The 23218-nt window shown below is 64.3% G+C and carries 21 protein-coding genes; 13 read left to right on the top strand and 8 right to left on the bottom strand.

All coding sequences use genetic code 11. The features are described from left to right. The first annotated feature begins 26 nt into the window (after nt 1–26). Nucleotides 27–869 (top strand): formyltetrahydrofolate deformylase, encoded by an 843-nt coding sequence (purU, locus tag ACW179_RS05945; protein WP_492063379.1) that lies wholly within the window; start codon nt 27–29, stop codon nt 867–869. Between the two features lie 8 nt (nt 870–877). Here purU and bamJ read toward each other — a convergent pair whose 3' ends face one another. Beyond that, entirely contained in the window at nt 878–1378 is a 501-nt protein-coding gene (gene bamJ / locus ACW179_RS05940; RefSeq protein ID WP_492063378.1) for a BamJ family beta-barrel-assembly machinery protein, read from the bottom strand. A 172-nt stretch (nt 1379–1550) separates the two neighbouring features. Here bamJ and ACW179_RS05935 point away from each other — a divergent pair, with 172 nt between their 5' ends. Then, a complete protein-coding gene (locus ACW179_RS05935) occupies nt 1551–2417 on the top strand; it encodes a UTP--glucose-1-phosphate uridylyltransferase (RefSeq protein ID WP_492063377.1) in 867 nt (288 codons plus the stop codon). Between the two features lie 87 nt (nt 2418–2504). Here the strand turns inward: ACW179_RS05935 and thpR are convergent, their stop codons facing one another. Continuing rightward, a complete protein-coding gene (gene thpR / locus ACW179_RS05930; protein WP_492063376.1) occupies nt 2505–3041 on the bottom strand; it encodes an RNA 2',3'-cyclic phosphodiesterase in 537 nt (178 codons plus the stop codon). Nucleotides 3042–3057: 16 nt separating this feature from the next. Beyond that, nucleotides 3058–4110 carry an aldo/keto reductase gene (locus tag ACW179_RS05925; protein WP_492063375.1) on the bottom strand — a complete coding sequence of 351 codons (1053 nt, stop codon included), beginning with the start codon at nt 4108–4110 and terminating at the stop codon, nt 3058–3060. Between the two features lie 150 nt (nt 4111–4260). Here ACW179_RS05925 and ACW179_RS05920 point away from each other — a divergent pair, with 150 nt between their 5' ends. Continuing rightward, nucleotides 4261–5013 (top strand): Bax inhibitor-1/YccA family protein, encoded by a 753-nt coding sequence (locus ACW179_RS05920; protein ID WP_492063374.1) that lies wholly within the window; start codon nt 4261–4263, stop codon nt 5011–5013. Between the two features lie 73 nt (nt 5014–5086). On the opposite strand, the gene ACW179_RS05915 is transcribed toward ACW179_RS05920, so the two are convergent. From ACW179_RS05915 to acnA, 3 genes are all read right to left on the bottom strand, one after another. After that, nucleotides 5087–5428, bottom strand: a complete 342-nt coding sequence (locus ACW179_RS05915; protein WP_492063373.1) for a DUF2794 domain-containing protein — start codon at nt 5426–5428, stop codon at nt 5087–5089. Nucleotides 5429–6018: 590 nt separating this feature from the next. Further along, a complete protein-coding gene (locus tag ACW179_RS05910; protein ID WP_492063372.1) occupies nt 6019–6741 on the bottom strand; it encodes a DUF1223 domain-containing protein in 723 nt (240 codons plus the stop codon). Between the two features lie 135 nt (nt 6742–6876). Continuing rightward, nucleotides 6877–9564 carry an aconitate hydratase AcnA gene (acnA, locus tag ACW179_RS05905; protein ID WP_492063371.1) on the bottom strand — a complete coding sequence of 896 codons (2688 nt, stop codon included), beginning with the start codon at nt 9562–9564 and terminating at the stop codon, nt 6877–6879. Nucleotides 9565–9745: 181 nt separating this feature from the next. Between acnA and ccmA the strand changes: the two genes are divergently transcribed. From ccmA to ACW179_RS05870, 7 genes are all read left to right on the top strand, one after another. Then, nucleotides 9746–10348, top strand: coding sequence for a heme ABC exporter ATP-binding protein CcmA (gene ccmA / locus ACW179_RS05900; protein ID WP_492063370.1), 603 nt, complete (start codon nt 9746–9748; stop codon nt 10346–10348). Continuing rightward, entirely contained in the window at nt 10345–11010 is a 666-nt protein-coding gene (gene ccmB / locus ACW179_RS05895) for a heme exporter protein CcmB (protein ID WP_492063369.1), read from the top strand. Before ccmA ends, ccmB begins: the two co-directional genes overlap by 4 nt. Before the next feature lie 184 nt (nt 11011–11194). Continuing rightward, complete coding sequence (locus ACW179_RS05890; RefSeq protein ID WP_492063368.1) at nt 11195–11791, top strand: Spy/CpxP family protein refolding chaperone; 597 nt, start codon at nt 11195–11197, stop codon at nt 11789–11791. A 56-nt stretch (nt 11792–11847) separates the two neighbouring features. Continuing rightward, complete coding sequence (gene ccmC / locus ACW179_RS05885) at nt 11848–12585, top strand: heme ABC transporter permease CcmC (RefSeq protein ID WP_492063367.1); 738 nt, start codon at nt 11848–11850, stop codon at nt 12583–12585. Between the two features lies 1 nt (nt 12586). After that, nucleotides 12587–12763 carry a heme exporter protein CcmD gene (gene ccmD, locus ACW179_RS05880; protein WP_492063366.1) on the top strand — a complete coding sequence of 59 codons (177 nt, stop codon included), beginning with the start codon at nt 12587–12589 and terminating at the stop codon, nt 12761–12763. Then, nucleotides 12760–13272, top strand: coding sequence for a DsbE family thiol:disulfide interchange protein (locus tag ACW179_RS05875; RefSeq protein ID WP_492063365.1), 513 nt, complete (start codon nt 12760–12762; stop codon nt 13270–13272). The genes ccmD and ACW179_RS05875 overlap by 4 nt, the downstream gene beginning before the upstream one ends. A gap of 89 nt (nt 13273–13361) precedes the next feature. After that, a complete protein-coding gene (locus tag ACW179_RS05870; protein ID WP_492063364.1) occupies nt 13362–13640 on the top strand; it encodes a hypothetical protein in 279 nt (92 codons plus the stop codon). A gap of 58 nt (nt 13641–13698) precedes the next feature. On the opposite strand, the gene ACW179_RS05865 is transcribed toward ACW179_RS05870, so the two are convergent. After that, nucleotides 13699–15729, bottom strand: coding sequence for an NAD(+) synthase (locus ACW179_RS05865; RefSeq protein ID WP_492063363.1), 2031 nt, complete (start codon nt 15727–15729; stop codon nt 13699–13701). Between the two features lie 165 nt (nt 15730–15894). On the opposite strand from ACW179_RS05865, the gene tkt reads away from it, so the two are divergent. Then, nucleotides 15895–17853: a transketolase gene (tkt, locus tag ACW179_RS05860; RefSeq protein ID WP_492063362.1), complete on the top strand. Its 1959-nt coding sequence runs from the start codon at nt 15895–15897 to the stop codon at nt 17851–17853. A 490-nt stretch (nt 17854–18343) separates the two neighbouring features. After that, nucleotides 18344–20104 carry a hypothetical protein gene (locus ACW179_RS05855; protein WP_492063361.1) on the top strand — a complete coding sequence of 587 codons (1761 nt, stop codon included), beginning with the start codon at nt 18344–18346 and terminating at the stop codon, nt 20102–20104. Between the two features lie 46 nt (nt 20105–20150). Here the strand turns inward: ACW179_RS05855 and ACW179_RS05850 are convergent, their stop codons facing one another. After that, nucleotides 20151–21206, bottom strand: a complete 1056-nt coding sequence (locus ACW179_RS05850) for a hypothetical protein (RefSeq protein WP_492063360.1) — start codon at nt 21204–21206, stop codon at nt 20151–20153. Nucleotides 21207–21441: 235 nt separating this feature from the next. Here ACW179_RS05850 and ACW179_RS05845 point away from each other — a divergent pair, with 235 nt between their 5' ends. Continuing rightward, the gene (locus tag ACW179_RS05845; protein ID WP_492063359.1) at nt 21442–23019 is read left to right on the top strand and encodes a hypothetical protein; all 1578 of its coding nucleotides are present in this window, start codon (nt 21442–21444) and stop codon (nt 23017–23019) included. The last annotated feature ends 199 nt before the right edge of the window (nt 23020–23218 follow it).

Below are 23218 nucleotides of genomic sequence, written 5' to 3'. Positions count from 1 at the left end.
GGCCAAGCCTCTAGACGAGGCGGACCATGATCCTGACCCTTTCCTGTCCCGACCAGCGCGGCATCGTCGCCAAGGTTTCCGCCTTCCTGTTCGAGCGCGGCTGCAACATTCTCGACGCACAGCAGTTCGACGACCAGGAGACCGGTCAGTTCTTCATGCGGGTGGTGTTCGACGCCGACGACGCCGACCATGTCGCCCTGCGCGCCGACTTCACGGTGGTGGCGACCGCCCTGTCGATGAAGTGGACCCTGCGCGACCGCTCGGACCGCTACCGGGTGATGATCCTGGCCAGCAAGTTCGACCACTGCCTGGCCGACCTGGTCTATCGCTGGAAGATCGGCGAACTGCCGATGGAGATCGCCGCCGTCGTGGCCAACCACCCGGCCGAGACCTACGCCAATGTCGATCTGACGGGCCTGCCGTTCCATCACCTGCCGGTGACCAAGGAGACCAAGTTCGAGCAAGAAGCCGCGCTCTGGAAGCTGATCCAGGACACAAAGACCGACATCGTCGTGCTGGCGCGCTACATGCAGGTATTGTCGGACGGCCTCTCAGCCAAGCTGGCCGGACGCTGCATCAACATCCACCACTCGTTCCTGCCCGGCTTCAAGGGCGCCAAGCCCTATCATCAGGCCCATGCGCGTGGCGTGAAGGTGATCGGGGCCAGCGCCCACTATGTGACCGGCGATCTCGATGAAGGCCCGATCATCGAGCAGGACGTCGAGCGCATCAGCCACCGCGATACCCCCGAGGATCTGATCCGCAAGGGCCGCGACATCGAGCGCCGGGTGCTGGCCCGCGCCCTGCGCTATCGCCTGGAAGACCGCGTCTTGCTGAACGGCCGCAAGACCGTCGTCTTTACCGACTAGGCCGCCACCTACTTGGGCGTCGGCGTCGCGCGCAGCACATCCAGCAGCTCGATGCGGAAGATCATCACGCTGTTGCCGGGGATCGGGCCCTTGTCGCGCTCGCCATAGCCCAGGCCCGGCGGCACATAGAGTGTCCATTCATCGCCCGGACGCATCAGTTGCAAGGCTTCGATCCAGGCCGTGATCAGGCCGTCCAGCGGGAACGAGGCCGGCGCGCCGCGCTCGTAGGAACTGTCGAACACCTCGCCGTTCAGCAGCTTGCCCTCATAGTGCACCTTCACCTCGTCGGCGCGGGTGGGCTTGCGGCCTTCGGCGGGTCCCGAGCGCACGACCTTGTATTGCAGGCCGCTGGGTAGAGTGACCACGCCCGGAAGCTTGGCATTCTTGGCCAGGAAGGCTTCGGCCGCCGTCAGATTGGCGGCGCGGGCCTTCATCTTCTCGCTGGGCCCGCAGCCCGCAAGGCCGAGGGTGGCGAGGAGGGCGATGACGATGCCGAGAGCGCGAAACATGGGGAAGCTTCCGAACGGAGGGTGCGGGAGTGCTAGACTATTTCGCGTCGCCGGGAAATCATCGCCGCGTTAAGGATCGGTGCAGCCGTATCGGGCATTTTTCACCGAACAGTGGTGGAGCGCGGGCCCGGTCTCGCCTAGACCACTTTGAGATCAAGCTTAGAGGCGCTTCATGAAACCTGTTCGCAAGGCCGTCCTTCCCGTCGCCGGTCTCGGCACCCGCGTACTGCCGGGCACCAAGACGACGCCGAAAGAACTTCTCAATGTCGTGGACCGGCCCATCCTGTCCTATGTCGTCGAGGAAGGCCGGGCGGCGGGCATCGAGCACTTCGTCTTCGTAACCGGGCGCGGCAAGGGTGCCATCGAGGACTATTTCGATCACCAGATCGAACTGGAATACCAGCTGGAAGCCAAGGGCAAGCTGGACATCCTGGCCCAGCTGCGCGCCGAACTGCCCAAGCCGGGCGAGATGAGCTTCGTGCGCCAGATGGCCCCGCTGGGCCTGGGACACGCCGTCTGGTGCGCCCGCGACATCATCGGCGACGAGCCCTTTGCCGTGATGCTGCCCGATGTGATCATCGACGCCGAGCGCTCGGCCCTGGGCCAGCTGGTCGACGCCTACAACACGGTCGGCGGCAATCTGGTCGGCGTCGAGGAAGTGCCCGAGGCCGACACCCACAAATACGGCATCGTCGCCCCCAGCAAGATCGAAGGCCGCCTGGCCACGATGAGCGGCATGGTCGAGAAGCCCGCCAAGGGCACGGCGCCTTCGAACTGGTCGATCGCCGGTCGCTACATCCTGCAGCCCGAGATCTTCGGTCTGCTGGCCGCCCAGGAAAAGGGTGCCGGCAACGAGATCCAGCTGACCGACTCCATGGCCACCCTGCTGACCCAGCAGGCTTTCCACGCCTATATGTATGAGGGCGTCACCCACGACTGCGGCGACAAGATCGGCCTGCTGCGCGCCAATGTCGCCCTGGCCCTCAAGCGCCCTGACCTGGGCGAAGCCGCCCGCGCGGCGATCACGGCCCTGCTGTAGGGCGCGCCTGACGGCGGCGGGCGATTGCCGGGTGATTGAACAGGGACGCAGAACCCGTCCCGTCAACACCCGGCATTTGCTCTCGCCTCACCCCAGCGGATACTCCCGCTCCAGCCGATAGGCCGACCCCTCAGAGGTCTGCCAGCTGGAATAGAGGCCGAAACGGTCGACGGAGAAGGCGGGCGAGGACAGCAGGTTGTTGGCCTGGATCCAGGCTCCGACCTCAGGCACCGCCGCCCGTTTCAGATAGGCCAGGGTGACGTGCGGCGTGTAGAGCCGCGCCTCGGGCTTGAGGCCGACCTCTCGGGCCGCCCGCTCATGGGCCTTGGCCAGACGGCGCAGGGCGGGATTTTCGGCCACTCCGGCCCAGACGGCATGGATATCCACGCCCTCGCCGAAATGACCGGCACCCGACAATTCAAGATCAAAGGCCGGGGCCTCGATCTGGGCCAGGGCCTCGTCCAGCTCGGCCGCCACCGGCTCCTGCACATCGCCGATGAACTTCAGGGTGATGTGCAAGGCCTCCAGCGGCCGCCAGCGCGCGCCATCGATACCGTGCTGACGGGACAGGAGACCCCGGCCGATTTCGGCGGGGACGGCGATGGCGGTGAACAGGCGGATCATCTTGGTCAGGGCGCGTTTACGGACAGGGATTGGGCTGGGCGGCGTGCAGGGCGTTGACGGCCTTTTCCAGGTCGTCGGTCCAGGTCAGGTCAAAGGCGTCGATGGCGACCCTGAGCTGGTCCATCGAGGTGGCGCCGATGATCGTCGAGGTGACGAACGGACGCGTGTCGCAGAACTTCAGGGCCAGGGTAGCCGGATCCAGGCCGTGCTGGCGGGCCAGATCGACATAACCCCGGATCGCGGCCTCGGCACCGGGGCCCTCATAGCGCTGCATGCGGTTATAGAGCGCCTTGCGCGAGCCAGCGGGCAGGGCACCGTCCAGATATTTGCCGGTCAGGGCACCCTGAGCCAGCGGCGAATAGGCCAGCAGGCCCACCTGTTCGCGCATGGCGATCTCGGCCAGGCCGTATTCAAAGGTGCGGTTGGCCAGGTGATAGGCGTTCTGGATCGAGGCGATGCGGGGCAAACCCCTGCTCTCGCCCTCGGCCAGGAAGCGCATTACGCCCCAGGGAAACTCGTTGGAGACCCCGACGGCGCGGATCGTCCCCTTCTTCACGTGCCTGTCGAGCGACTCGAGAATGTCGCCGAAGGTCTCGTAGTCCTGCTCATAGTCCTTGAAGGTCTGGCCGCCGAACACCCGCACAGGGCGGTCGGGCCAGTGCAGCTGGTAGAGGTCCAGATAGTCGGTGTTCAGGCGCTCCAGCGAATTTTCCACCGCCTCGTCGATCTGGGCCCGGGTGTGGCGGGTGGACGATCCGTCGCCGCGCATCCAGGTCAGGCCGCCAAACGCGCTGCCGCGACCGGCCACCTTGGAGGCCAGCACGATCTGGTCGCGCTTGCCCGTCTTCTTCAGCCACGAGCCGATATGGCGTTCGGTCGAACCCTGGGTTCCCGGACTGGGCGGGCTGGCGTACATCTCGGCCGTGTCCCAGAAGGTGACGCCGCGCTCCAGCGCATAGTCCATCTGGGCATGAGCCTCGGCCTCGCTGTTCTGCGAACCCCAGGTCATGGTGCCCAGGCAGCAGCGCGAAACCTTCACGCCGGTACGTCCCAGTTCCGAATAATCCATTCCGCCCCTGCCCGTTTCTCGTTTTCAATTGAACCTATTTAGGCGGTCTGGCGCGCGCCTCAACAGCCATCCCTTGCGCGAAGGCCAACAGATAACGATATTCGTCAGGCGTCCATTTCGGGCGTGATGCAATCAAAGGGTTTTCCCTCGATGAACGACCTCAACCGCGGCTATGCGCGTGCGATCCCGGCGGATCGCGCCGACATGTCGGTTGACGCCGGCCTGCGCAGCTTCATGCTCGGCGTCTACAACAAGGTGGCCCTGGGTCTCCTGCTGTCCGCCGGCCTCGCCTTCCTGACCAGCGCCTACCAGCCGGTGGCCAGCCTGCTCTATGTGCTGACCCCGGACGGCCGTCTGGCCGGCTTCACCATGGCCGGCACCATCGTGCGCTTCGCCCCGCTGGCCATGATGCTGGTGGCGATGTTCGCCATGAAGAACCCCACTGCCCGGTCGTCCGGCGCGCTCTACTGGGCGCTGGTCGCTTCGATCGGCGCGGGTGCCGGCGTCTGGCTGCTGGTCTATACCGGCGCCTCGGTGGCCTCGACCTTCCTGATCACCGCCATTGCGTTCGGCGGTCTCAGCCTGTTCGGTTACACCACCAAGAAGGACCTGACGGGTTTCGGCAGCTTCCTGATCATGGGCGTGATCGGCCTGGTTCTGGCCTCGCTGGCCCAGATGTTCCTGAACCTGCCGGGTCTCAGCTTCATCATCAGCGTGCTGGGCGTGCTGATCTTCGCGGGCCTGACGGCCTACGACACCCAGAACCTGAAGATGAGCTACTATCAGATGGGCGGCGACCAGAACTCGATGGCGGTGGCCACCAACTACGGCGCTCTGAACCTGTATCTGAACTTCATCAACATGTTCCAGTTCCTGCTCAGCCTGTTCGGCGCTCGCCGCTAAAGCCTGAAGCAGTCCAGACGACAGAAGCCCCGGCGGGAAACCGCCGGGGCTTTTTCGTGGGCCAGGCAAACCCTCAGTCGACCACCGAGAACTTGCCCTTCTCGAACACCTTCAGCACCTGGGCCAGCTCGTGGCCGCGCTTGAGGATCATGCCGCCCTGGCCGATCACCGCCCAGGCACCCTGCTTGCGGGCCAGGGCCGGGCGCTTCTCGACGCGATAGAGCGGAGCCTCGGCGGCGTGGCGGAAGATCGAGAACACCGCGTAGTCGGCCAGGCCGGCAATGCCATAGTCGCGCCACTCGCCGGCCGCGACCATTCGGCCGTACAGACGCATCAGCTGATCCAGCTCGCGCCGCTCGAAAAAGGTCACGCCACCGGGCGAAGAGGCGGACGGGGGATGAGACTCCAGCGTCATCGGACGAATCCTAAACCCAAATCACCTGCGCTGGCGAGCGTGGCCGCAGCGCCACGCCGCAGGAGAATGCTACAGGCCAGTCATGAGCGGCCCTGAAAGGACCTTAATTTCGACCTTCGGCCGCCTGTTTGCGCCGCCATAAATTCAGTGTCGGCTGATCGGACATCTCGCGGTCCTGGACCCTGAACAGCCCCCCCAGCCCCCCTCGATTGCGGGCCGGTCAGCCGACAGACTTCAGTATCCCCTCCCCTATGAGGCCCGCGCGGTTTTCCCCCCAGCCGCGCGGGCTTTTTTGGCGTTTGAAGCGCCTTCGTCTCGAGCTTGTCCATGGGTCACATCCGCGCCGCAACCGGCCGCGAAACGACCTTTATCCGGACGCGTGACCGCCTGTTTGGCCCGTCATAAAGCAAGGGTCAGCCGGTCGGCCCGGGATCGCGGATCCTGAACAGCCCCCCCAGCCCGCCCCGGTTTCGGGACCGGCCGCCTGACGATCCAGAGCCCTCAAATCTGGACTGTGCAAAATGAGCCCGCGCGATCCATCCCCCGGTCGCGCGGGTTTTTTGCGTCCTGCGGCTGGCGCGATCGCCGGATCAGGTCTTGGGGGTTTGCAGCACGCCGATGATACGGCCGCCCTTGGCGCCCTGCACGATGATCACCGAATCCAGACCGTCATAGGCCGGCTTCGGCAGACGGTACAGCCGGGGACGACCAGACCAGGAGCCCAGTCGGACCAGTTCGCGCACCACATTGCGGTGAACCAGGGTCTGGCCCCTGTTGTCGCCGCGCTTGACCGCAATGTCCTGCTGACGCGGGTCAAAGCGCACCAGCCACACCTCGCCGCCGCCACGCGGGGCGGGGCCCGAGCCCACGGCGACGCGGGTCTGGCCGACAAATTCCATGTCCGGCGGATTGGACGGGGCCTTGGCGGCCGTCTTGAGCAGGTCCTCGACCGCCTCGGCCTTGGCACCCGACGCCTGAACGCGACCGCCGACCACCACCTGGGGCGTGGGCACGTCGCGCAGGGCGAATTTCTTGACATAGGCCCGCTGGCGGTCGGCGAAGACCGGCTTGGCGAAGGTGTCCTTCCAGCCCAGATAGTCCCAGTAGTCGACCGAATAGGTCAGGGCCAGAACGCCCTCGCGGTCAGCCAGATCGGCCGCAACCTGGTTGGCCTTGCCACAGGACGAGCAGCCCTGGGCGGTGAACAGCTCGACGACCACGGGCGGCTTGGCCGGGGGCTTTGCAGCCCAGGCGGACGTCGTGGCGAGGCCCGAGAGAGCCAGACAGAACAGGGAAAGGGCGGCCTTACGCATTATGGGTCACTTAAGCCAAGAACGCCCCGGATAGCCGTTCACGAGGCCGTGAAGGGCGGGGTTCTTTCCAAAAACGAACTCGGCCCGCCGGAGAGGATCCGGCGGGCCGAGCTTTTTCGATCAACAGGAGAAGGCTTAGTCGGCCTTGGCCAGGTTGCGCAGCACGTAGTTCAGCACGCCGCCGTTCTTGAAATATTCAAGCTCGGTGGGGGTGTCGATGCGGCAGCGAACCGGGAAGCGGGCGATGCGGCCGTCCGACGGGCGATAGAGCTCGACGATCAGCTGCTTGCGCGGCGCCAGGTCCGTCAGGCCACGGATCGAGACGATTTCTTCGCCGGTCAGTTCCAGCTTCTGCCAGCCGTCCTGGATGAACTGCAGCGGCAGCACGCCCATGCCGACCAGGTTGCTGCGGTGAATGCGCTCGAAGCTTTCGGTGATCACCGCGCGGACGCCCAGCAGCTTGGTGCCCTTGGCGGCCCAGTCACGCGACGAGCCGGTGCCGTATTCCTTGCCGGCGAAGACCACCGAGGGGCGACCCTCTTCCTGGTACTTCATGGCCGCGTCGTAGATCGACATCGTCTGGCCCGACGGGAAGTGCTTGGTCACGCCCCCTTCGATGTCCGGGGTGATGCGGTTGCGGATGCGGATGTTGGCGAAGGTGCCGCGCATCATGACCTGGTGGTTGCCGCGACGCGCGCCGTAACCGTTGAAGTCGATGGGCTGCACGCCGTTGTCGATCAGGTACTGACCGGCCGGGCTGGAGGCCTTGATCGAACCGGCCGGGCTGATGTGGTCGGTGGTGATCGAGTCGCCGAACACGGCCAGGACGCGGGCTTCCACGATGTCGGTGACCGGGGTCGGGGTCATCGACATGTTGGGGAAGTAGGGCGGGTTCTGAACGTAGGTCGAGTCACCTTCCCAGGCATAGGTCTGGCCGCCGGTGATCTTGATGCCCTGCCAGTTCTTGTCGCCCTTGAAGACGTCGCCGTAACGGCTGGCGAACATCTTTTCGGTGACCGACTTGCGCTGCAGAACGGCGATGTCTTCGTTCGAGGGCCAGATGTCCTTCAGGAAGACGTCGTTGCCCTTCTTGTCCTGGCCCAGCGGCTGGGTCGCCAGGTCGATCTTCATCGAACCGGCCAGGGCATAGGCCACCACCAGCGGCGGCGAGGCCAGGTAGTTGGCGCGAACGTCGGGGTTCACCCGGCCTTCGAAGTTGCGGTTGCCCGACAGCACGCTACAGGCGACCAGGTCGTTGTCGCTGATCGTCTTGCTGATGGCTTCCGGCAGCGGGCCCGAATTGCCGATGCAGGTGGTGCAGCCATAACCCACCAGGTTGAAGCCCAGGGCGTCGAGGTGCTTGGTCAGGCCGGCCTTGAGCAGATAGTCGGTGACCACCTGCGAGCCGGGGGCCAGGGAGGTCTTCACCCACGGCTTGACCTTCAGACCCTTGGCGACCGCGTTCTTGGCCAGCAGGCCGGCGGCGATCAGGACCGAGGGGTTGGAGGTGTTGGTGCACGAGGTGATGGCCGCGATGACCACGTCGCCGTGACCGACGTCGAAGTTTTCGCCTTCGACCGGGGCGCGCAGCTCGGGGTTCTCGGCCTTGCCGAATTCACCGGCCAGCGACTCGGCGAACTTGGAGGCGGCGTCGGTCAGCAGAACCCGGTCTTGCGGGCGCTTGGGGCCGGCCAGCGACGGCAGAACCGTCGACAGGTCCAGCTCCAGGCCGTCCGTGAAGGTCGGCTCGGGCGTGCCCGGCTCCCACCACAGACCCTGTTCCTTGGCATAGGCTTCGACCAGGGCGACGCGCTCGGCCGAACGGCCGGTGCCCTTCAGATAGGCCACGGTAGCGGCCGAGATCGGGAAGAAGCCGCAGGTGGCGCCATATTCCGGAGCCATGTTGGCGATGGTCGCCTGGTCTTCCAGGGTCAGGCTGGCCAGGGCGTCGCCGTAGAATTCGACGAACTTGCCGACCACGCCCTTCTTGCGCAGCATCTGGGTGACGGTCAGCACCAGGTCGGTGGCCGTCGCGCCTTCGGGCATGGCGCCGGTCAGCTTGAAGCCGATGACTTCCGGGATCAGCATCGGGATCGGCTGGCCCAGCATGGCCGCTTCAGCCTCGATGCCGCCCACGCCCCAGCCCAGAACGGCCAGGCCATTGACCATGGTGGTGTGGCTGTCGGTGCCGACGACGGTGTCGGGATAGGCGACGGTTTCGCCTTCGACATCATTGGTCCAGACGGTTTGCGCCAGATATTCCAGGTTCACCTGGTGGCAGATGCCGGTGCCGGGGGGCACGACGCGGAAGTTGTTGAAGGCCGACGAGCCCCAGCGCAGGAAGCGGTAACGCTCGATGTTGCGCTCATATTCGCGGGCGACGTTGGCGTCATAGGCCTTGGCGTCGCCGAAATTGTCGACCATCACCGAGTGGTCGATGACCAGGTCGACGGGGTTGAGCGGGTTGATCTTGGCCGGGTCGGCGCCCAGCGCCACCATGGCGTCGCGCATGGCGGCCAGGTCGACGACGGCGGGCACGCCGGTGAAGTCCTGCATCAGCACCCGCGCCGGGCGGAAGCTGATTTCGTGCTCGACCGAACCCTTGTTGGCGGTCCAGGCGGCCACGGCCTTGAGGTCGGCTTCGTTGACCGAAACACCGTCTTCGTTGCGCAGCAGATTTTCCAGAAGCACCTTCATCGACACCGGCAGCGACGAAACACCGGTCAGACCGGCTTCCTCAGCGGCGCGAAGGCTGTAATAGACGTAGGTCTTGCCGCCGACGACAAGCTCGCGGCGGGCTTTAAGGCTGTCTACAGACGCCATTTCGGGAGATCCCTTCTCTGTCCACGGCCGCCCGAAAACCACTCCCGGGATCGCGCGATCGAGGCGGACCCACAGCGTCCATCCCCGCGCCGCGTACGCCCCTGACAAGTTGGAGGGGGACGGCCGAGGGCTTCTTAGCGCTGCTCGTGTTCAACGTCCATGCGCGCGGCAGGGACTTGGCATGTTGAGAGCTGTTCTCATAAAGGAATTGGCGATCTCGCGCGGCGAGCGGCGCCTGTTTTCCGGGCTCGACCTGACGGCTCGGGCGGGCGATGCCGTGGCCCTGACGGGCCGCAACGGCGCGGGCAAGACCAGCCTTCTGCGCGCGGTCGCCGGCCTGCTGCGCCCCGACGCCGGACAGATCACGTTTGAAGACCTCGAGGCCGAAACCGCCCGGGCCGAGCATCTGCACATGGTCGGCCATCAGGACGGCCTCAAATCCACCCGCACCGCCTGGGAGGAACTGCGCTTCCAGACCCTGTGGACAGGCGGAACCGAGGCCGGGGCCCGCGAGGCGGCCAGGACCATGGACCTGAACCGCCTGCTGGAGCTGGAGGTGCGGCGCCTGTCAGCCGGCCAGCGCCGCCGCCTGGCCCTGGCGCGGCTGGTGGCCAGCCCGCGCAGCCTGTGGCTGCTGGACGAGCCGATGGCCCCGCTGGACGCCGGCCATCGCGAGGCGTTCGGCGCGGTGATGGCCCGCCATCTGGCCGGCGGCGGCATGATCCTGGCGGCCGTGCATGATCCCCTGCCCGTCCCGGCTCGCGTGATTGAGGTGGGCGGATGAAGGCCTTCCTGATCCTACTGCGCCGCGAACTGGCCCTGGCCTGGGGCAAGGGCGGCGGACCGCTGCTGGCCCTGGCCTTCTATGCCGGGGTCGTCACCCTGCTGCCGATGGCAACGGGCCGTGCGCCCGAACGCCTGGTCGCCATTGCGCCGGGCATCGCCTGGCTGGCCCTGGCCCTGGCGGCCCTGCTGTCGCTGGAGCGTCTGTTCGAACGTGATTTCGAGGACGGGGCGCTGGACCTGCTGGCCCTGGGGCCCGCCTCACTTGAAGCTGTGGCCGTGGCCAAGTGCCTGGCCCAGTGGCTGGCCTCGGGCGCGCCCCTGGCCCTGGCCGCGCCGCTGGCCGCCCTGGCCCTGGGGGCCGATCCAAAGATCATCCCGCTCCTGATGCTGTGCGCCCTGGCCGGGGGCCTGGCCTTCGCTTTCCTCGGCGGCCTCGGGGCCAGCCTGGCGCTCGGCAGTCGCCGGGGCGGCCTGCTGGTGGCGGTGATCGTGTTGCCGCTCTATGTGCCGCCGGTGATCTTCGGGGCCGGCGCGCTGGACGCCCTGGCCGGCGGCCTGCCGTGGACGGCGGGCCTTTGGCTGATGCTGGCCTATTGCGCGGCGGCGGTGGGCTTGAGCCCCTTGGCCATGGCCGCAGCCTGTCGCAACGCGCTGGACTGATTGACTCTTGGCATCCCGCAAACCGCGCAGGGGCTATGCGGGACCGCCTGGGTCGGGCCGGGATGACAGCGGGGGCGTGCTCACCTCTTCACGTCATTCGTGAAACATTGTTCATTCAAACTGACATTTTCACGCCATATGCGCTGGTCAAGCTCTCTGCACAGTTCATCAGGGAGCCCCCATCATGCGTACCTCCATGCGCCGCCTGGCCCTCGCGGCCGGCGCAGTTCTGACCCTCGCCGGTGCCGGCGTCGCCAATGCCCAGGTTCCGCCGCCGCCACCGCCCGCTCCGCCCCTTCCGCCCCTTCCGCCGATGGACGCCATGATGATGGGCGGTCACGACATGATGCTGATGCATCGCGGCAAGCCGGCCGATCCGGAAGTCCACGCCAAACGCCTGCGCGACGTGCTGCAGCTGCGCCCCGACCAGGACGGCGCCCTGAAGGCCTATCTGGAAGCCACGGCGCCGCAGAAAATGGCCGAGACGATGAAGTGGGAGAGCAAGGACGCTGACAGGGCGCCCCTGACCACGCCCGAGCGTCTCGACCGACAGGCCGCCCACATGACCGGGATGGCCGAGACTTTCCAGAAACGCGCCACTGCAACCAAGGCCTTCTATGCCGCCCTGTCGCCCAGCCAGCAAAAGGCCTTCGACGCCCTGGGCCCCGAGGCCGGCGAGCCGCGCATGATCGTCCAGCGCTTCGAGACCCGGCATGAGCGCGGAGCCGGCCCGGGGCGCAAGGAAGAGCGCACCATCATCATGAAGCGCAAGGCAAGCTGACCAGATCAGACTTGATACGCATTGCGGGCGTTCGTGCGGAGCTCTAATCAGCTTTCATGGACGCCCGACACCCGCTTGATTTCCTGACCAATCCGGAACGCTTCATGGCGTTCTCGCGCTGGGCTGCGCCGATGTTCGGGGTGATCGCCGGCGTGCTGGGCCTTATCGGTCTGGTCCTGACCTTCGCTGCGCCCGAGGACTACCAGCAGCACGACACCGTCCGGATGATGTTTATCCATGTGCCGGCGGCCGTGATGAGCATGCTGATCTATCTGTTCCTGGGCATTGCCAGCCTGCTGGCCCTGATCTTCCGTCACGCCCTGGCCGACGCCGCCGCCCGCGCCTGCGCGCCGCTGGGCGCGGTGTTCACGGCCCTGGCCCTGATCACCGGCTCGCTGTGGGGCCGGCCGATGTGGGGGACCTGGTGGCAGTGGGACGCCCGCATGACCTCGGTGCTGGTGCTGTTCCTGTTCTATCTGGGCTATCTGGCCCTGCGCTCGGCCCTGGAAGACGAACAGAAGGCCGCCCGCGCTGCCGCCATCCTGGCCCTGGTCGGCCTGATCAACCTGCCCATCGTCAAGTTCTCGGTTGAGTGGTGGAACACCCTGCATCAAGGGTCGTCGACCCTGTTCGCCCAGCCCGGGGATCGCCTGCCGGCGGTGTATCTGTGGCCCTGGGCCCTGATGAGCCTGGCCTATCTGTCGGCCTTCGGATCGCTGTGGCTGGTACGGATCCGCGCCCTGGTCTGGCGGCGCAAGGCCCGGGCCCTGGCCCTTCGCGCGGCGGAAAACTGAGATGCACCTGGATTTCGACGCCGGAAAATACGCCGTCTACATGTGGCCGGCCTTCGGGATCACGGCCATCGCCTTCGCCTGGATGATCGCCGACAGCCTGGCCCAGGCCCGCCGCTGGAAACGCGAGCTGGAGCGGTTGCAGGCACAGGACACCGCTTCGCGGGAGCCGCAGGCGTGAAGCGCTGGCTGGCCTTTGCGCCGCTGATCGTGCTGGCCCTGCTGGCGGTGCTGTTCGCCGGCTACGCCCTCAAGCGTGATCCCAAGGTCTCGCCCAGCGCCATGGTCGGCAAGCCGATGCCGGCCCTGACCCTGCCAGACCTGGCCACCGGCCAGGCCGTGTCGCTGGCCGACGCCGCTCAGGGCCCGGTGCTGGTCAATTTCTTCGCCTCCTGGTGCGCGCCCTGCGAAATAGAGCATCCGCAACTGATGGCCCTGAAGGCCCAGGGCGTGACGATCATCGGCGTGGCCTACAAGGACGCCCCGCCCAATACGCAAGCCTTCCTGACGCGCCTGGGCGACCCCTTCGCCGCCCGCCTCGTCGACCGCGATGGCCGGGCCGGGCTGGAATTTGGCGTCACCGGCGTGCCCGAGACCTATCTGGTGGGCTCAGACGGCATGATCCTGGCCAAGCACACCGGCCCCCTCACGCCGGATGCGGCCGAAGACCTGCTGGCAAAGGCGCGATAGCCCTGCGCTAACAGGTCGCGGGCGCTTGGCGTTAACCTGTCATTGACCATGCTCGCAGACTCTACGTTAACCATGTTAGACGTCGAGTCATGAGCACTGTTCGCCCCTCAGGCTGGCCCAATGTTCCGGCCAGGACGACCTCGACGCCCGCTTCCGGCGGCGGGGCGGCGACGCGTTCGGCCTTCTTCCAGGCGGCGCTGGGCGATGCCGCGGCGGCGCGTCCGGCCCAGGCATCGGCTGCGGTTCAGATGCAGGCCCAGACCCAGGCTCAGCCGCAACGCCAGCCGCCTGCGCGGCCCTTCGTGCAGACCGACGCCCAGCCGCAGAAGATCCTGCGCCCGGGCTCGCTGCTCAATATCGTGGTCTGACGGCAAGTCGCACGGACAGGGCACACGGACGGGGCGCAAGCCCTGCGCTTCAAGGGCCTCAGCTATTGGCGGCCAGCTCGGCCAGCCAGACATCGGCCTTGGCGTCCGACGGCATCCGCCAGTCGCCGCGCGGCGACAGGGCCCCGCCGGACGAGATCTTGGGCCCGTTGGGCATGGCCGAGCGCTTGAACTGGTTGGCGAAGAACCGCTTCAGGAACAGCTCCAGCCAGCGCTTGATTTCGGCCAGGTCATAGGCCCTGCGGGCGCTGTCGGGCGTACCCACCGGCCATGCGCCCGTCGTGGCATCGTGCCAGGCGCTCCAGGCCAGGAAGGCGATCTTGGACGGGGCCATGCCGTAGCGGCTGAAATAGTAGAGATTGAAATCCTGCAGGGCATAGGGACCCACGAAGCTTTCGGTGGCCTGCACGGCCGCGCCCGGCACCAGTTCGGGCGAGATCTCGGTGGCCAGAATGTCTTCCAGCAGGGCGGTGGTGGCCGCATCGACGTCGCCGGAGTGGGCCACGAAGCGGATCAGGTGCTGGATCAGCGTCTTGGAGACCCCGCTATTGGGGTTGTAGTGGCTCATCTGGTCGCCGACGCCATAGGTGCACCAGCCGAGCGCCAGTTCCGACAGGTCGCCGGTCCCGACGACGAGGCCGCCATTATGGTTGGCCAGGCGGAACAGGTAGTCGGTGCGCAGACCGGCCTGGACGTTCTCGAAGGTCACGTCATAGACCGCTTCGCCCCGGGAATAGGGGTGATCCAGGTCCTTGAGCATCTGTTCGGCGGCCGGACGGATGTCGATCTCGGCGGCGGTGACACCCATGGCGCGCATCAGGGCCCAGGCGTTGGACTTGGTGCGGTCCGAGGTCGCAAAGCCGGGCAGGGTATAGGCCAGGATATTGCCGCGCGGCAGGCCCAGCTGATCCATCGCCCTGGCCGCCACGATCAGGGCGTGGGTGGAATCCAGCCCCCCTGAAATGCCGATCACCAGCTTGCTCAGACCCGAGGCCTCGACCCGCCGCGCCAGGCCCTGGACCTGGATATTGTAGGCCTCATAGCAGTTCTCGGCCAGTTGGGCCGGGTCGGACGGCGTGAACGGGAAGCGCTCGATGGGCCGCGCCAGGGCCAGATCGCCGGCGGGCGGCGAAACCTCGAACGGCGCGATGCGGAACGGTGTCGCGGGCGGGTTTTCCTTGGCGGCGTCGCCGAAGCTGACCACCCGCATGCGCTCCTGGCGGATGCGCTCGACATCGACATCGGCGAAGGTCATCACCGCGCCGGTCGCAAAGCGCCGGGTTTCAGCCAGCAGGGCGCCCATCTCGTGGATGTCGGCATGGCCATCCCAGGCCACGTCGGTCGAGCTCTCGCCCGCTCCAGCGGCCGAATAGACATAGGCCGCAATGGCCCGGGCCGACTGGCTGGCGCAAAGCAGGCGGCGGGTCTGGGACTTGCCGATGGTGATGTTGCTGGCCGACAGGTTCAGCAGGATCTCGGCCCCGGCCAGGGCCTGGGCGGTGCTGGGCGGGGTGGGCGTCCAGACGTCCTCGCAGACCTCGATGCCTATCGTGAAGGGTGTCGGGCCGCTGGCGCGAAGCAGGATGTCGGTTCCGAACGGGACGGTCTGACCCGCCAGGGTCAGGGTCTTGCCGACCACCCCGACGCCCGGCGTGAACCAGCGGCGCTCATAGAATTCACGGTAGTTGGGCAGGAAGCTCTTGGGGACCACACCCCGCACTCGGCCACCCTGGATGGCCACGGCGGTGTTGTAGAGCCGTCCGCCGTCACGCAGGGGCGCCCCGACCACGAACAGGGGCGAAAGGGTTTCGCTGGCCTGGGCCAGGGTCGCGATGGCCGCCTCGACGGCGTCCAGCAGGGCGTCCTGCTGCAACAGGTCATCGATGGAATAGCCGGTCAGGCCCAGTTCGGGGAACACCAGAACGGCCACGCCCTGGTCCTGCGCCTGACGCACCAGGTCCAGCACGCTGGCGGCATTGGCGGCGGGATCGGCCAGTTTCACCTTGGGGACGGCGGTCCCCACCCGGACAAAGCCGTGAGACCAGGGCGAGAAGAACGACGGGCTACCCAACAGGCTGACCTTTCGAGGTTATGCTAAAAGTGAGCATAAGTCTGGGCCAAGCTATAACGCGTCGCGAACGGCTTGACCAGCGCCCCGCGTCTTGACCCACGGGGGGCGTCGTGCGACCTCGCGCCTCGCGCAGCTCTGCAAAACATAAAGAAATAAGTCGAACCCATGCCCGTTTCGCCCATCAAGATGGCCGACGCGATCCGCGTCCTTTCCATGGAAGCGGTCCACAAGGCCAAGTCCGGACACCAGGGTATGCCGATGGGCATGGCCGATGTGGCGACCGTGCTGTGGAGCAAGTTCCTCAAGTTTGACGCCTCAAAGCCCGACTGGGCCGACCGCGACCGCTTCGTGCTGTCGGCCGGCCACGGCTCGATGCTGCTCTACTCCCTGCTTCACCTGACCGGCTACAAGGCCATGACGATGAAGGAGATCGAGAATTTCCGGCAATGGGGCTCGCTGACCCCCGGCCACCCTGAAGTGCACCACACGCCCGGGGTCGAATGCACCACCGGCCCGCTGGGCCAGGGCCTGGCCACCTCGGTCGGCATGGCCATGGCCGAGGCTCACCTGTCGGCCCGGTTCGGCAAGGATCTGGTCGATCACCGCACCTGGGTGATCGCCGGCGACGGCTGCCTGATGGAGGGCGTCAGCCACGAAGCCATCAGCATCGCCGGCCGCCTGAAGCTGTCCAAGCTGACCGTGCTGTTTGACGACAACAACACCACCATCGACGGCGTCGCCACCATCGCCGAGACCGGTGACCAGATCGCGCGCTTCAAGGCCGCCGGCTGGGCGGTCAAGGTCGTCGACGGCCATGACCACGGCAAGATCGCCGCCGCCCTGCGCTGGGCCACCAAGCAGGACCGCCCCTCGATGATCGCGTGCAAGACGCTGATCTCCAAGGGCGCGGGCCCGAAAGAAGGCGACCCCCACAGCCACGGCTATACCCTGTTCGACCCCGAGATCGCCGCTTCGCGCGTCGCCATGGGCTGGGACGCGGCGCCCTTTACCGTGCCCGACGACATCGCCAGGGCCTGGAAGAGCGTGGGCCGTCGCGGCGCGCGGGTCCGCAAGGCCTGGGAAGCCGGCGTCAAGGCCTCGGCCCAGGGCGCGGACTTCACCCGGGCCATGAAGGGCGACCTGCCCGCCGCCGCCTTCGAGGCTGTCGACGCGCACATCGCTTCTGCCGCCGCCGGCAAGCCGGTCAATGCCACGCGGGTGCATTCGGGCTCGGCCCTCGAGCACCTGATCCCGGCCATCCCGGAAATGATCGGCGGCTCGGCCGACCTGACCGGCTCCAACAACACCTTCGTCAAGGGCATGAAGGCGTTCGACGCCCCCGACTATGCCGGTCGCTATGTGCACTATGGCGTGCGCGAGTTCGGCATGGCGGCGGCCATGAACGGCATGGCCCTGCACGGCGGCGTCATTCCCTATTCCGGCACCTTCATGGCCTTTGCGGACTATAGCCGCCCGGCCATCCGCCTGGGGGCCCTGATGGGCGTGCGGGTCATTCACGTGATGACCCACGACAGCATCGGCCTGGGCGAAGACGGACCGACCCACCAGCCGGTGGAACACCTGGCCAGCCTGCGGGCCATACCCAACCTGCTGGTCTTCCGTCCAGCCGACGCGGTGGAAGCCGCCGAGTGCTGGAAGCTGGCCCTGGAACACACCGCCACACCGTCGATCATGGCCCTGTCGCGCCAGAAGACCCCGGCCGTGCGCACCACCGGCAGCGAAAACCTGTCGGCCAAGGGGGCCTATGAGCTGCTGGCGGCCGAGGGCGGCGAGGCGGCCGTGACAATCTTCGCCACCGGCACCGAGGTCGGGGTGGCTGTAGCCGCCCGCGACCTCCTGCAAGGCCAGGGCAAGCCCACCCGCGTGGTCTCGGTGCCCTGCTGGGAACTGTTCGACCAGCAGCCGGCCGCCTACCAGGCCCAGGTCCTCGGCCAGGCCCCGGTCCGCATCGCCGTCGAAGCCGGCGTGCGCCAGGGCTGGGAGCGCTTCATCGGCGAGACCGGCCAGTTTGTCGGCATGACCGGCTTTGGCGCCTCAGCGCCGTTCGAGCGCCTGTACAAGGAGTTCGGGATTACGGCTGAGGCCGTGGCGGCGGCGGGATAGGCGCCGCGACCCGGCACGCCAGGGTCGCCCACCTGTTGTCCTTTGCTGTGGCCGGCGTCGGGAGATGATGCGGCTGGGGATGAATGCGGTTCGACCCATGGCTTCAGGTGGCTCTGTCTCGTTTCGTGCCGGACAGCTCAAAAGGCCTGGATTGGCCTGAAGGCCTTGGCTAGAGCGCCCGGGACGCAAGTGTGGAACGCGTGCCCAGCCTATGAGGACCTGGGCGCTCCCCGGCGCCCAGTCCAAAGCCGATCCGGGCAGGGCTACGCCTGGATCGAGAACGAACCTGCGTCTGCATACCCCAGCGCTCAATCCTGCCACCGTTTCGGCCCCCTGCCGGGCCGGAAGGGACCGAGGAGCCGTTTTCAATCCGCCACGGGATGAAGCCCGCTGCGGTCAGGCCCGAGGCACGGAACGCCTGTCGCGGGTTCTCGCAGAAGGCGCATTCGATTCACTTGCATCAAGAACTACGGCGCGGGAAAAGAGGGGCATGACACTCAGGAAAGTCTCTAAGATTCCGCGACCGCCGCGGCGCGTTTCGCCCACTTCAAAGAATGTGGCTCCGATCGCGACGACCGGCGATTCTGAAGCGAATTCAGGAGAATCGGCCCGGACTGGAGCGCCAGTATTTGTGCACACCAGTTTCAGGACGGGTAGCACTTGGCTTTGGCTGAGGTTTCGGCAGAATCAGGCTGCCCATGCTTATTGTGAAATATTCCATGAGATTCTGGAGACACTCAATGTCGAGGAGATACCCAGAATTTTGCCATCCGCATGGCGGTCCAGGCATCCAGAGAGTGCACCCTATTTCATCGAGTTCGCCGACCTCCTGAAAGCTTCAGGTGGCGCGAACGGCTTTTCGGCCGATATGCCTTTCAAGTCCTTCATTCCAGAAGTAGGCATAAACGGATCACTGAATGCGTCAGAACTGGACTATGTCAGCTCCCTGATAGACGCCGCTTTGGGTAGCAATCGGGTTCCTGTACTTACAGACAACCGGACGCTTGGGCGAGCAATTGCTCTAAAGAAGGCGTTTTCTGGGACGCATGTATTTGCTTACAGGAATCTGTTCCAGCAATGGAATTCTTATTCTGCTCAACATAGAGACGGAAACAGATATTTCGTAGATACGATAAAGTTTTCAATAGAACACTCAGAGCACGTACGATTCTTTAAGAATCTTAAGGACTTTCTGGTCCTTCGTCCCGATATCGATAAGCGTGATTGGCTAGATCGCTGCAGCTACGACGATATATTCGTTGGATTTGTCGCGATGCATTTGTATCTATACCTCGCAGTTTTTGGCGTTGCAGATGTCATTGTGGACATTAACAGACTAGCCAAAGATCCCGAGTATCGTACAGACATAGAACAGAAAGTTGGGTCCCTGGCAGGTCTGGAAATAGATCTCTCCAGTGCAATGACGACCATCGAAGCCCCGCTGAAGCCGATCAGCGATCCCGAAGGCGTGGCAGTCAAGATCGATACTTTTTTGCGGCAAGCTATTGAGGATCTCAAGCCAACCGCAGAAGCTGTGGCTTTCGTCGAAAAGGTGGTCGACGAGCTGTGGGATGAGCAACGCCGGTATACATTCTACACACGCTCCATTCTTCAGGGCGCGCTTTCGCCGCCCCCTCTTCCGGTCAATGCGGCGGAGACGAATTCGAGCACAAAAATCAAGGAGCTAGAAACTGAGCTCGAGAATGTTCGGAATGCAGCCCAAAAATTAGTTAGCGACGCCGCAAATCGAAATCAAATTTCGATAGCGGAGTGTGCAGACGAGATAGCTCTGTTGAGGCAAGAGGCGAAAACGAACGCGCAGGATGCAGAAGGTCTTGCGTTCAAGATTTCCTCCCTTGAATTGGAATTGGCGCGAGAGGCCAATTTCAATGAAAGAATCAACTCGAGCGTCGATGCCATTTGTTCGGTGTTTGCCGAGATCGACGCGGAGTTATCCCAAAGGGATCTGGATTCAAAGCCTGGGGACAGCAGGCTACAACTAAGTCACGCCAATGACGCCAATTCCAAGATTCAAATTCTAGCGTCACTCATGGGCCAGGTTGCGGAGGTCCTTGCAGATGAGCGCTGTACGCTCATGGCGCTGGGCGAAAGACAGGTTCGCGATCAAAGCAGGATCTCGAATTTACTATCGCAGCGTCGGGAAGTTATTGATCAGAAAGACGCGCTTCTCGACTTGCTGTCCAAGGTACAGATACGCCATCGACTGGCCTTGTCGATGAGTCGAAAATGAAGGAGCGCCACCTGGCCCCTGACGACCATGGGGCTTGCGTGCTGGATCAAGCCTCGGGCTTGATCCAGAATTGGCAGCCATCCCGTTGGATGTGAAGAATGGAGGCATCGGCTTCGTCTTGACGCATCAGGCAGGGCTGTGAAATCCGGTTCCTCCAGCCTGCTGCAGCAAGCAGCTCCCAGCTCACCAGATCGTCGCGCTTCGAACAGGTGGAGAGCATCAGGGTTCGGATATTCGTCGCCCTAAGGTCAATGCTCTGCAATATATCGCACTCTTGCCCGCCGGTTGTTAGGGCAAGAAAATCAATAACGGGTTCGCTCGACAGGACCTCGTCCAGCGCCACTGTTTCGCACTCACGCCAGCCGGGCTGAGGAGCAGAGCCCTGCATCCGCGCCAATGCCCTATGACCAAATTCGATCGACGGGTGAGCCAGAATAGGGTGTTCAGCCGCTTGGGCCCCAGGGATGACGGCTCCGCCTAAGACGCTAACCTGCTCGCCGCCAAAGCCATTGTCCGCCAGGTGCCTTTCCATCGTGTGGCAAAGTTCAGGCGCAGGCTCGATGCCAATCAGCCGCAGCGAATCAATGCCCCTTGCCCTGGCCCCCCGGCCGGTCACTGCAAGCCAGGGGCCCCAGCCTGCGCCGACCTCGACAGCAACAAAGCGCTCACGCCCGTGTGCCAGAGCATGCTGGACAGCGCCGAGTGCCGCCAGCCACTCCGCCAGCGTCCCAAACAGGTTCCCCAGGACTGGCAACATCTCAACCTGAGCGCCCTTATCATGCGCCCAGGCAATGGTGTCCGTCCGCGTCAGGCCGCCCATGAAGTCTGTCACAAAGCCAGCAACGCCAGTGAGACCAGGCGTGGCATATTCCGAGAGCAGACCAATATCGAACGAGGCGTCGAGCGCACCGCCATACCTGAATTGAAACTCGGGCGTTTGCAGGAAGCTGCAGACAAGACCGAGCTGCGAGGGGTAGGCCAAGGCCCGATCGACCAGGACCTGTGGCTGCTCAGGCTCCCTGCCCAGCAGCAGTCGATAACAGTTAAGAACGTCTTCTGGAGTCGAGCGACGATTCTTCATAGGAACTTCGACCTTCGTCACACTCAGATTCAGACTGCCCGTCGGCGTCGCTACGACCGCGACCACGCCCAAGGGCAGCGAGGCCAGACCCCTGTCTCATACCCCATACCGTCGGGGGATCAACCTGCACGTCTCCAACGCGGCGAACTCACGCAGGGGAGAGCGCGGCGGCGCGGGCGCGCTTGTGGTCGCGAGCGGGCTTTGATAGTTAATATTAAGAAGGTTTTTTGACTCCGTGTGCGTAAGAGACAAATTTATGAGTTATCTACCCACAATTCATATCCACGGTGGCTTTCGCACTGGCAGTACCGTGGTGTGGGCAGCGGTCAAGGATGGAAGCCAAAACTCGGCATTCTACGAACCTTTGCATGAAGATCTCGGCAATATTAGCGAGAAGATTATACATGCAGTCGATGATAGCATAAATAAGGATATGGGCCTCAGCAAGGGTGACAATCTATTCGAATGTTTTCGTTCGATGATTAGCCCTATGAATGGTGTCAAAGGATTTCGCAAGTCGTTTTCGTACGAGCAGTATTTTGCAAGCGCAAATGAGCCGAATAGTCGCCTTCTTGCGTACTTGAACTCGTTGGAACTTATGGCCCGCGGGCGCAACATGCGCCCGGTTTTGAACTATGTCCGCACCCAGGGCAGGATTGGCTGGATACGGCAGGCCTGCGGAGGCGCACACCTGTCCATAGTTCGACGGTGCGTTGATCAGTTTCGTTCTTACATGTGGAATGCCGAGAATGGCAATTTCTACTTCCTGTCTGTTATTTGCGAGATTTTCGCAAAAAACATATCCGTATTCGATAGCGAGCTTGCTTCCAAGCTTGTTAAGCTGAAGGCGTTTAACAGCGCCAATCTGGGTGAAGAGCGGCTTTACTACATTGAGCTTGCTGCGAGCTTAAGCATATTCCAGCTCTATTTTATTCATAGTTATTTGTGGAAAAGACAATTCCGCCATTCACTTGAAGCTTCCGACGCGGTGTTTTCGATAAACGCGCCAGCCGACAAAGTCATCGGCCTCAACAATTTCATGTCTGATTATAAATTTGAACTAGATCTTACGAGGGTCCGGGCCTCCAAGATTGGCCAACTTCCCGCTCTTGAAGAAAGATTCAAGCGTATTGAAGCCCTGGCCGACTACTGCCTCTGGCACGCCGGTCATGCTCGTTCCCTGACCCTAAAGCCTTCGGCCACGCGCTTCCTGGAAGACTCCTTGGAGCAAGAGGCTGTCGCTGCAGAACGGCTGACCCTGACAGGTCCCTTCGAGCAATACTCGCCCATGGAGATGATCGCGGCCCTGAATCCAGGCGAACGCCCTGAAATCCCACCTTCCACACTCTCCGAGCCATTCTTTGGAGAGTACAGCCCGCCGCCCATGCTCTTGACGGTGCCGCACAGGAATACAGGCGACGACGACGATTTTCTACGCGTTGAAGCGCGTGCGATGTATGTCGCCCCAGGCGCCGCCCTGAGGCGCGACCCGGCCACATCTGCGCTTGCCATTAGCACATCGCGCGCCGAGCGCTCGCTCGTGGCTTTTGGTCCCCATTGGGAGTTGCCTGCCGGTCAGTATGAACTGGCATTGACCTATGAAGCGACAGCGCTCCCCGGATCGACAGAAGGTGCCGCCTTCCTGAGCGTTGTGGCCAACTATGGCGAGATCAAAGCGATAGAAGACCACGCCTTGCCGCTCATCGGCTGGTCCGTCGCATCCGTGAGCTTCCAGAGCAATGTTGCCCTGCCAGCGTTTGAGGTGAGGATCGAAGCGGTCAATGCCACCGTCAAGGTCTTCGGCTACACGATCAAGCGGTCGGCAAAGCCTTAGGGTCGCTCCCGCCCGACCGGCAACAGGCCTACCAGCACCGAGGAAATCGGCACGCCGCCTGTAGGCCTGGGGCCTGGGGCCTGGGGCCTGGGGCCTGGCGTTCTAGACCGCGTTCCGAAAGGTGGGGACCGGTTTTCAGAATGAAACGCGCGTGAAGCCAGAAGATTGGAGCGGGCAGCGTTGTGAAGGACGGCCCAGC

The organism is Caulobacter sp. AVps18, from assembly GCF_058681425.1.
This window is presented reverse-complemented; position numbering and strand designations above follow the sequence as displayed.

Excerpts from the sequence above, each read along its gene's own strand:
- ccmB (WP_492063369.1), top strand. The coding sequence starts at position 10,345 with ATGAAGGCCTTCCTGATCCTACTGCGCCGCGAACTGGCCCTGGCCTGG.
- tkt (WP_492063362.1), top strand. The coding sequence starts at position 15,895 with ATGCCCGTTTCGCCCATCAAGATGGCCGACGCGATCCGCGTCCTTTCC.
- ACW179_RS05915 (WP_492063373.1), bottom strand. The coding sequence starts at position 5,428 with ATGACGCTGGAGTCTCATCCCCCGTCCGCCTCTTCGCCCGGTGGCGTG.
- ACW179_RS05920 (WP_492063374.1), top strand. The coding sequence starts at position 4,261 with ATGAACGACCTCAACCGCGGCTATGCGCGTGCGATCCCGGCGGATCGC.
- ACW179_RS05935 (WP_492063377.1), top strand. The coding sequence starts at position 1,551 with ATGAAACCTGTTCGCAAGGCCGTCCTTCCCGTCGCCGGTCTCGGCACC.
- purU (WP_492063379.1), top strand. The coding sequence starts at position 27 with ATGATCCTGACCCTTTCCTGTCCCGACCAGCGCGGCATCGTCGCCAAG.
- ACW179_RS05925 (WP_492063375.1), bottom strand. The coding sequence starts at position 4,110 with ATGGATTATTCGGAACTGGGACGTACCGGCGTGAAGGTTTCGCGCTGC.
- thpR (WP_492063376.1), bottom strand. The coding sequence starts at position 3,041 with ATGATCCGCCTGTTCACCGCCATCGCCGTCCCCGCCGAAATCGGCCGG.
- ACW179_RS05845 (WP_492063359.1), top strand. The coding sequence starts at position 21,442 with ATGAGTTATCTACCCACAATTCATATCCACGGTGGCTTTCGCACTGGC.
- ACW179_RS05910 (WP_492063372.1), bottom strand. The coding sequence starts at position 6,741 with ATGCGTAAGGCCGCCCTTTCCCTGTTCTGTCTGGCTCTCTCGGGCCTC.
- ACW179_RS05855 (WP_492063361.1), top strand. The coding sequence starts at position 18,344 with ATGACACTCAGGAAAGTCTCTAAGATTCCGCGACCGCCGCGGCGCGTT.
- ccmC (WP_492063367.1), top strand. The coding sequence starts at position 11,848 with ATGGACGCCCGACACCCGCTTGATTTCCTGACCAATCCGGAACGCTTC.
- acnA (WP_492063371.1), bottom strand. The coding sequence starts at position 9,564 with ATGGCGTCTGTAGACAGCCTTAAAGCCCGCCGCGAGCTTGTCGTCGGC.
- ACW179_RS05890 (WP_492063368.1), top strand. The coding sequence starts at position 11,195 with ATGCGTACCTCCATGCGCCGCCTGGCCCTCGCGGCCGGCGCAGTTCTG.
- ACW179_RS05870 (WP_492063364.1), top strand. The coding sequence starts at position 13,362 with ATGAGCACTGTTCGCCCCTCAGGCTGGCCCAATGTTCCGGCCAGGACG.
- ccmD (WP_492063366.1), top strand. The coding sequence starts at position 12,587 with ATGCACCTGGATTTCGACGCCGGAAAATACGCCGTCTACATGTGGCCG.
- bamJ (WP_492063378.1), bottom strand. The coding sequence starts at position 1,378 with ATGTTTCGCGCTCTCGGCATCGTCATCGCCCTCCTCGCCACCCTCGGC.
- ccmA (WP_492063370.1), top strand. The coding sequence starts at position 9,746 with ATGTTGAGAGCTGTTCTCATAAAGGAATTGGCGATCTCGCGCGGCGAG.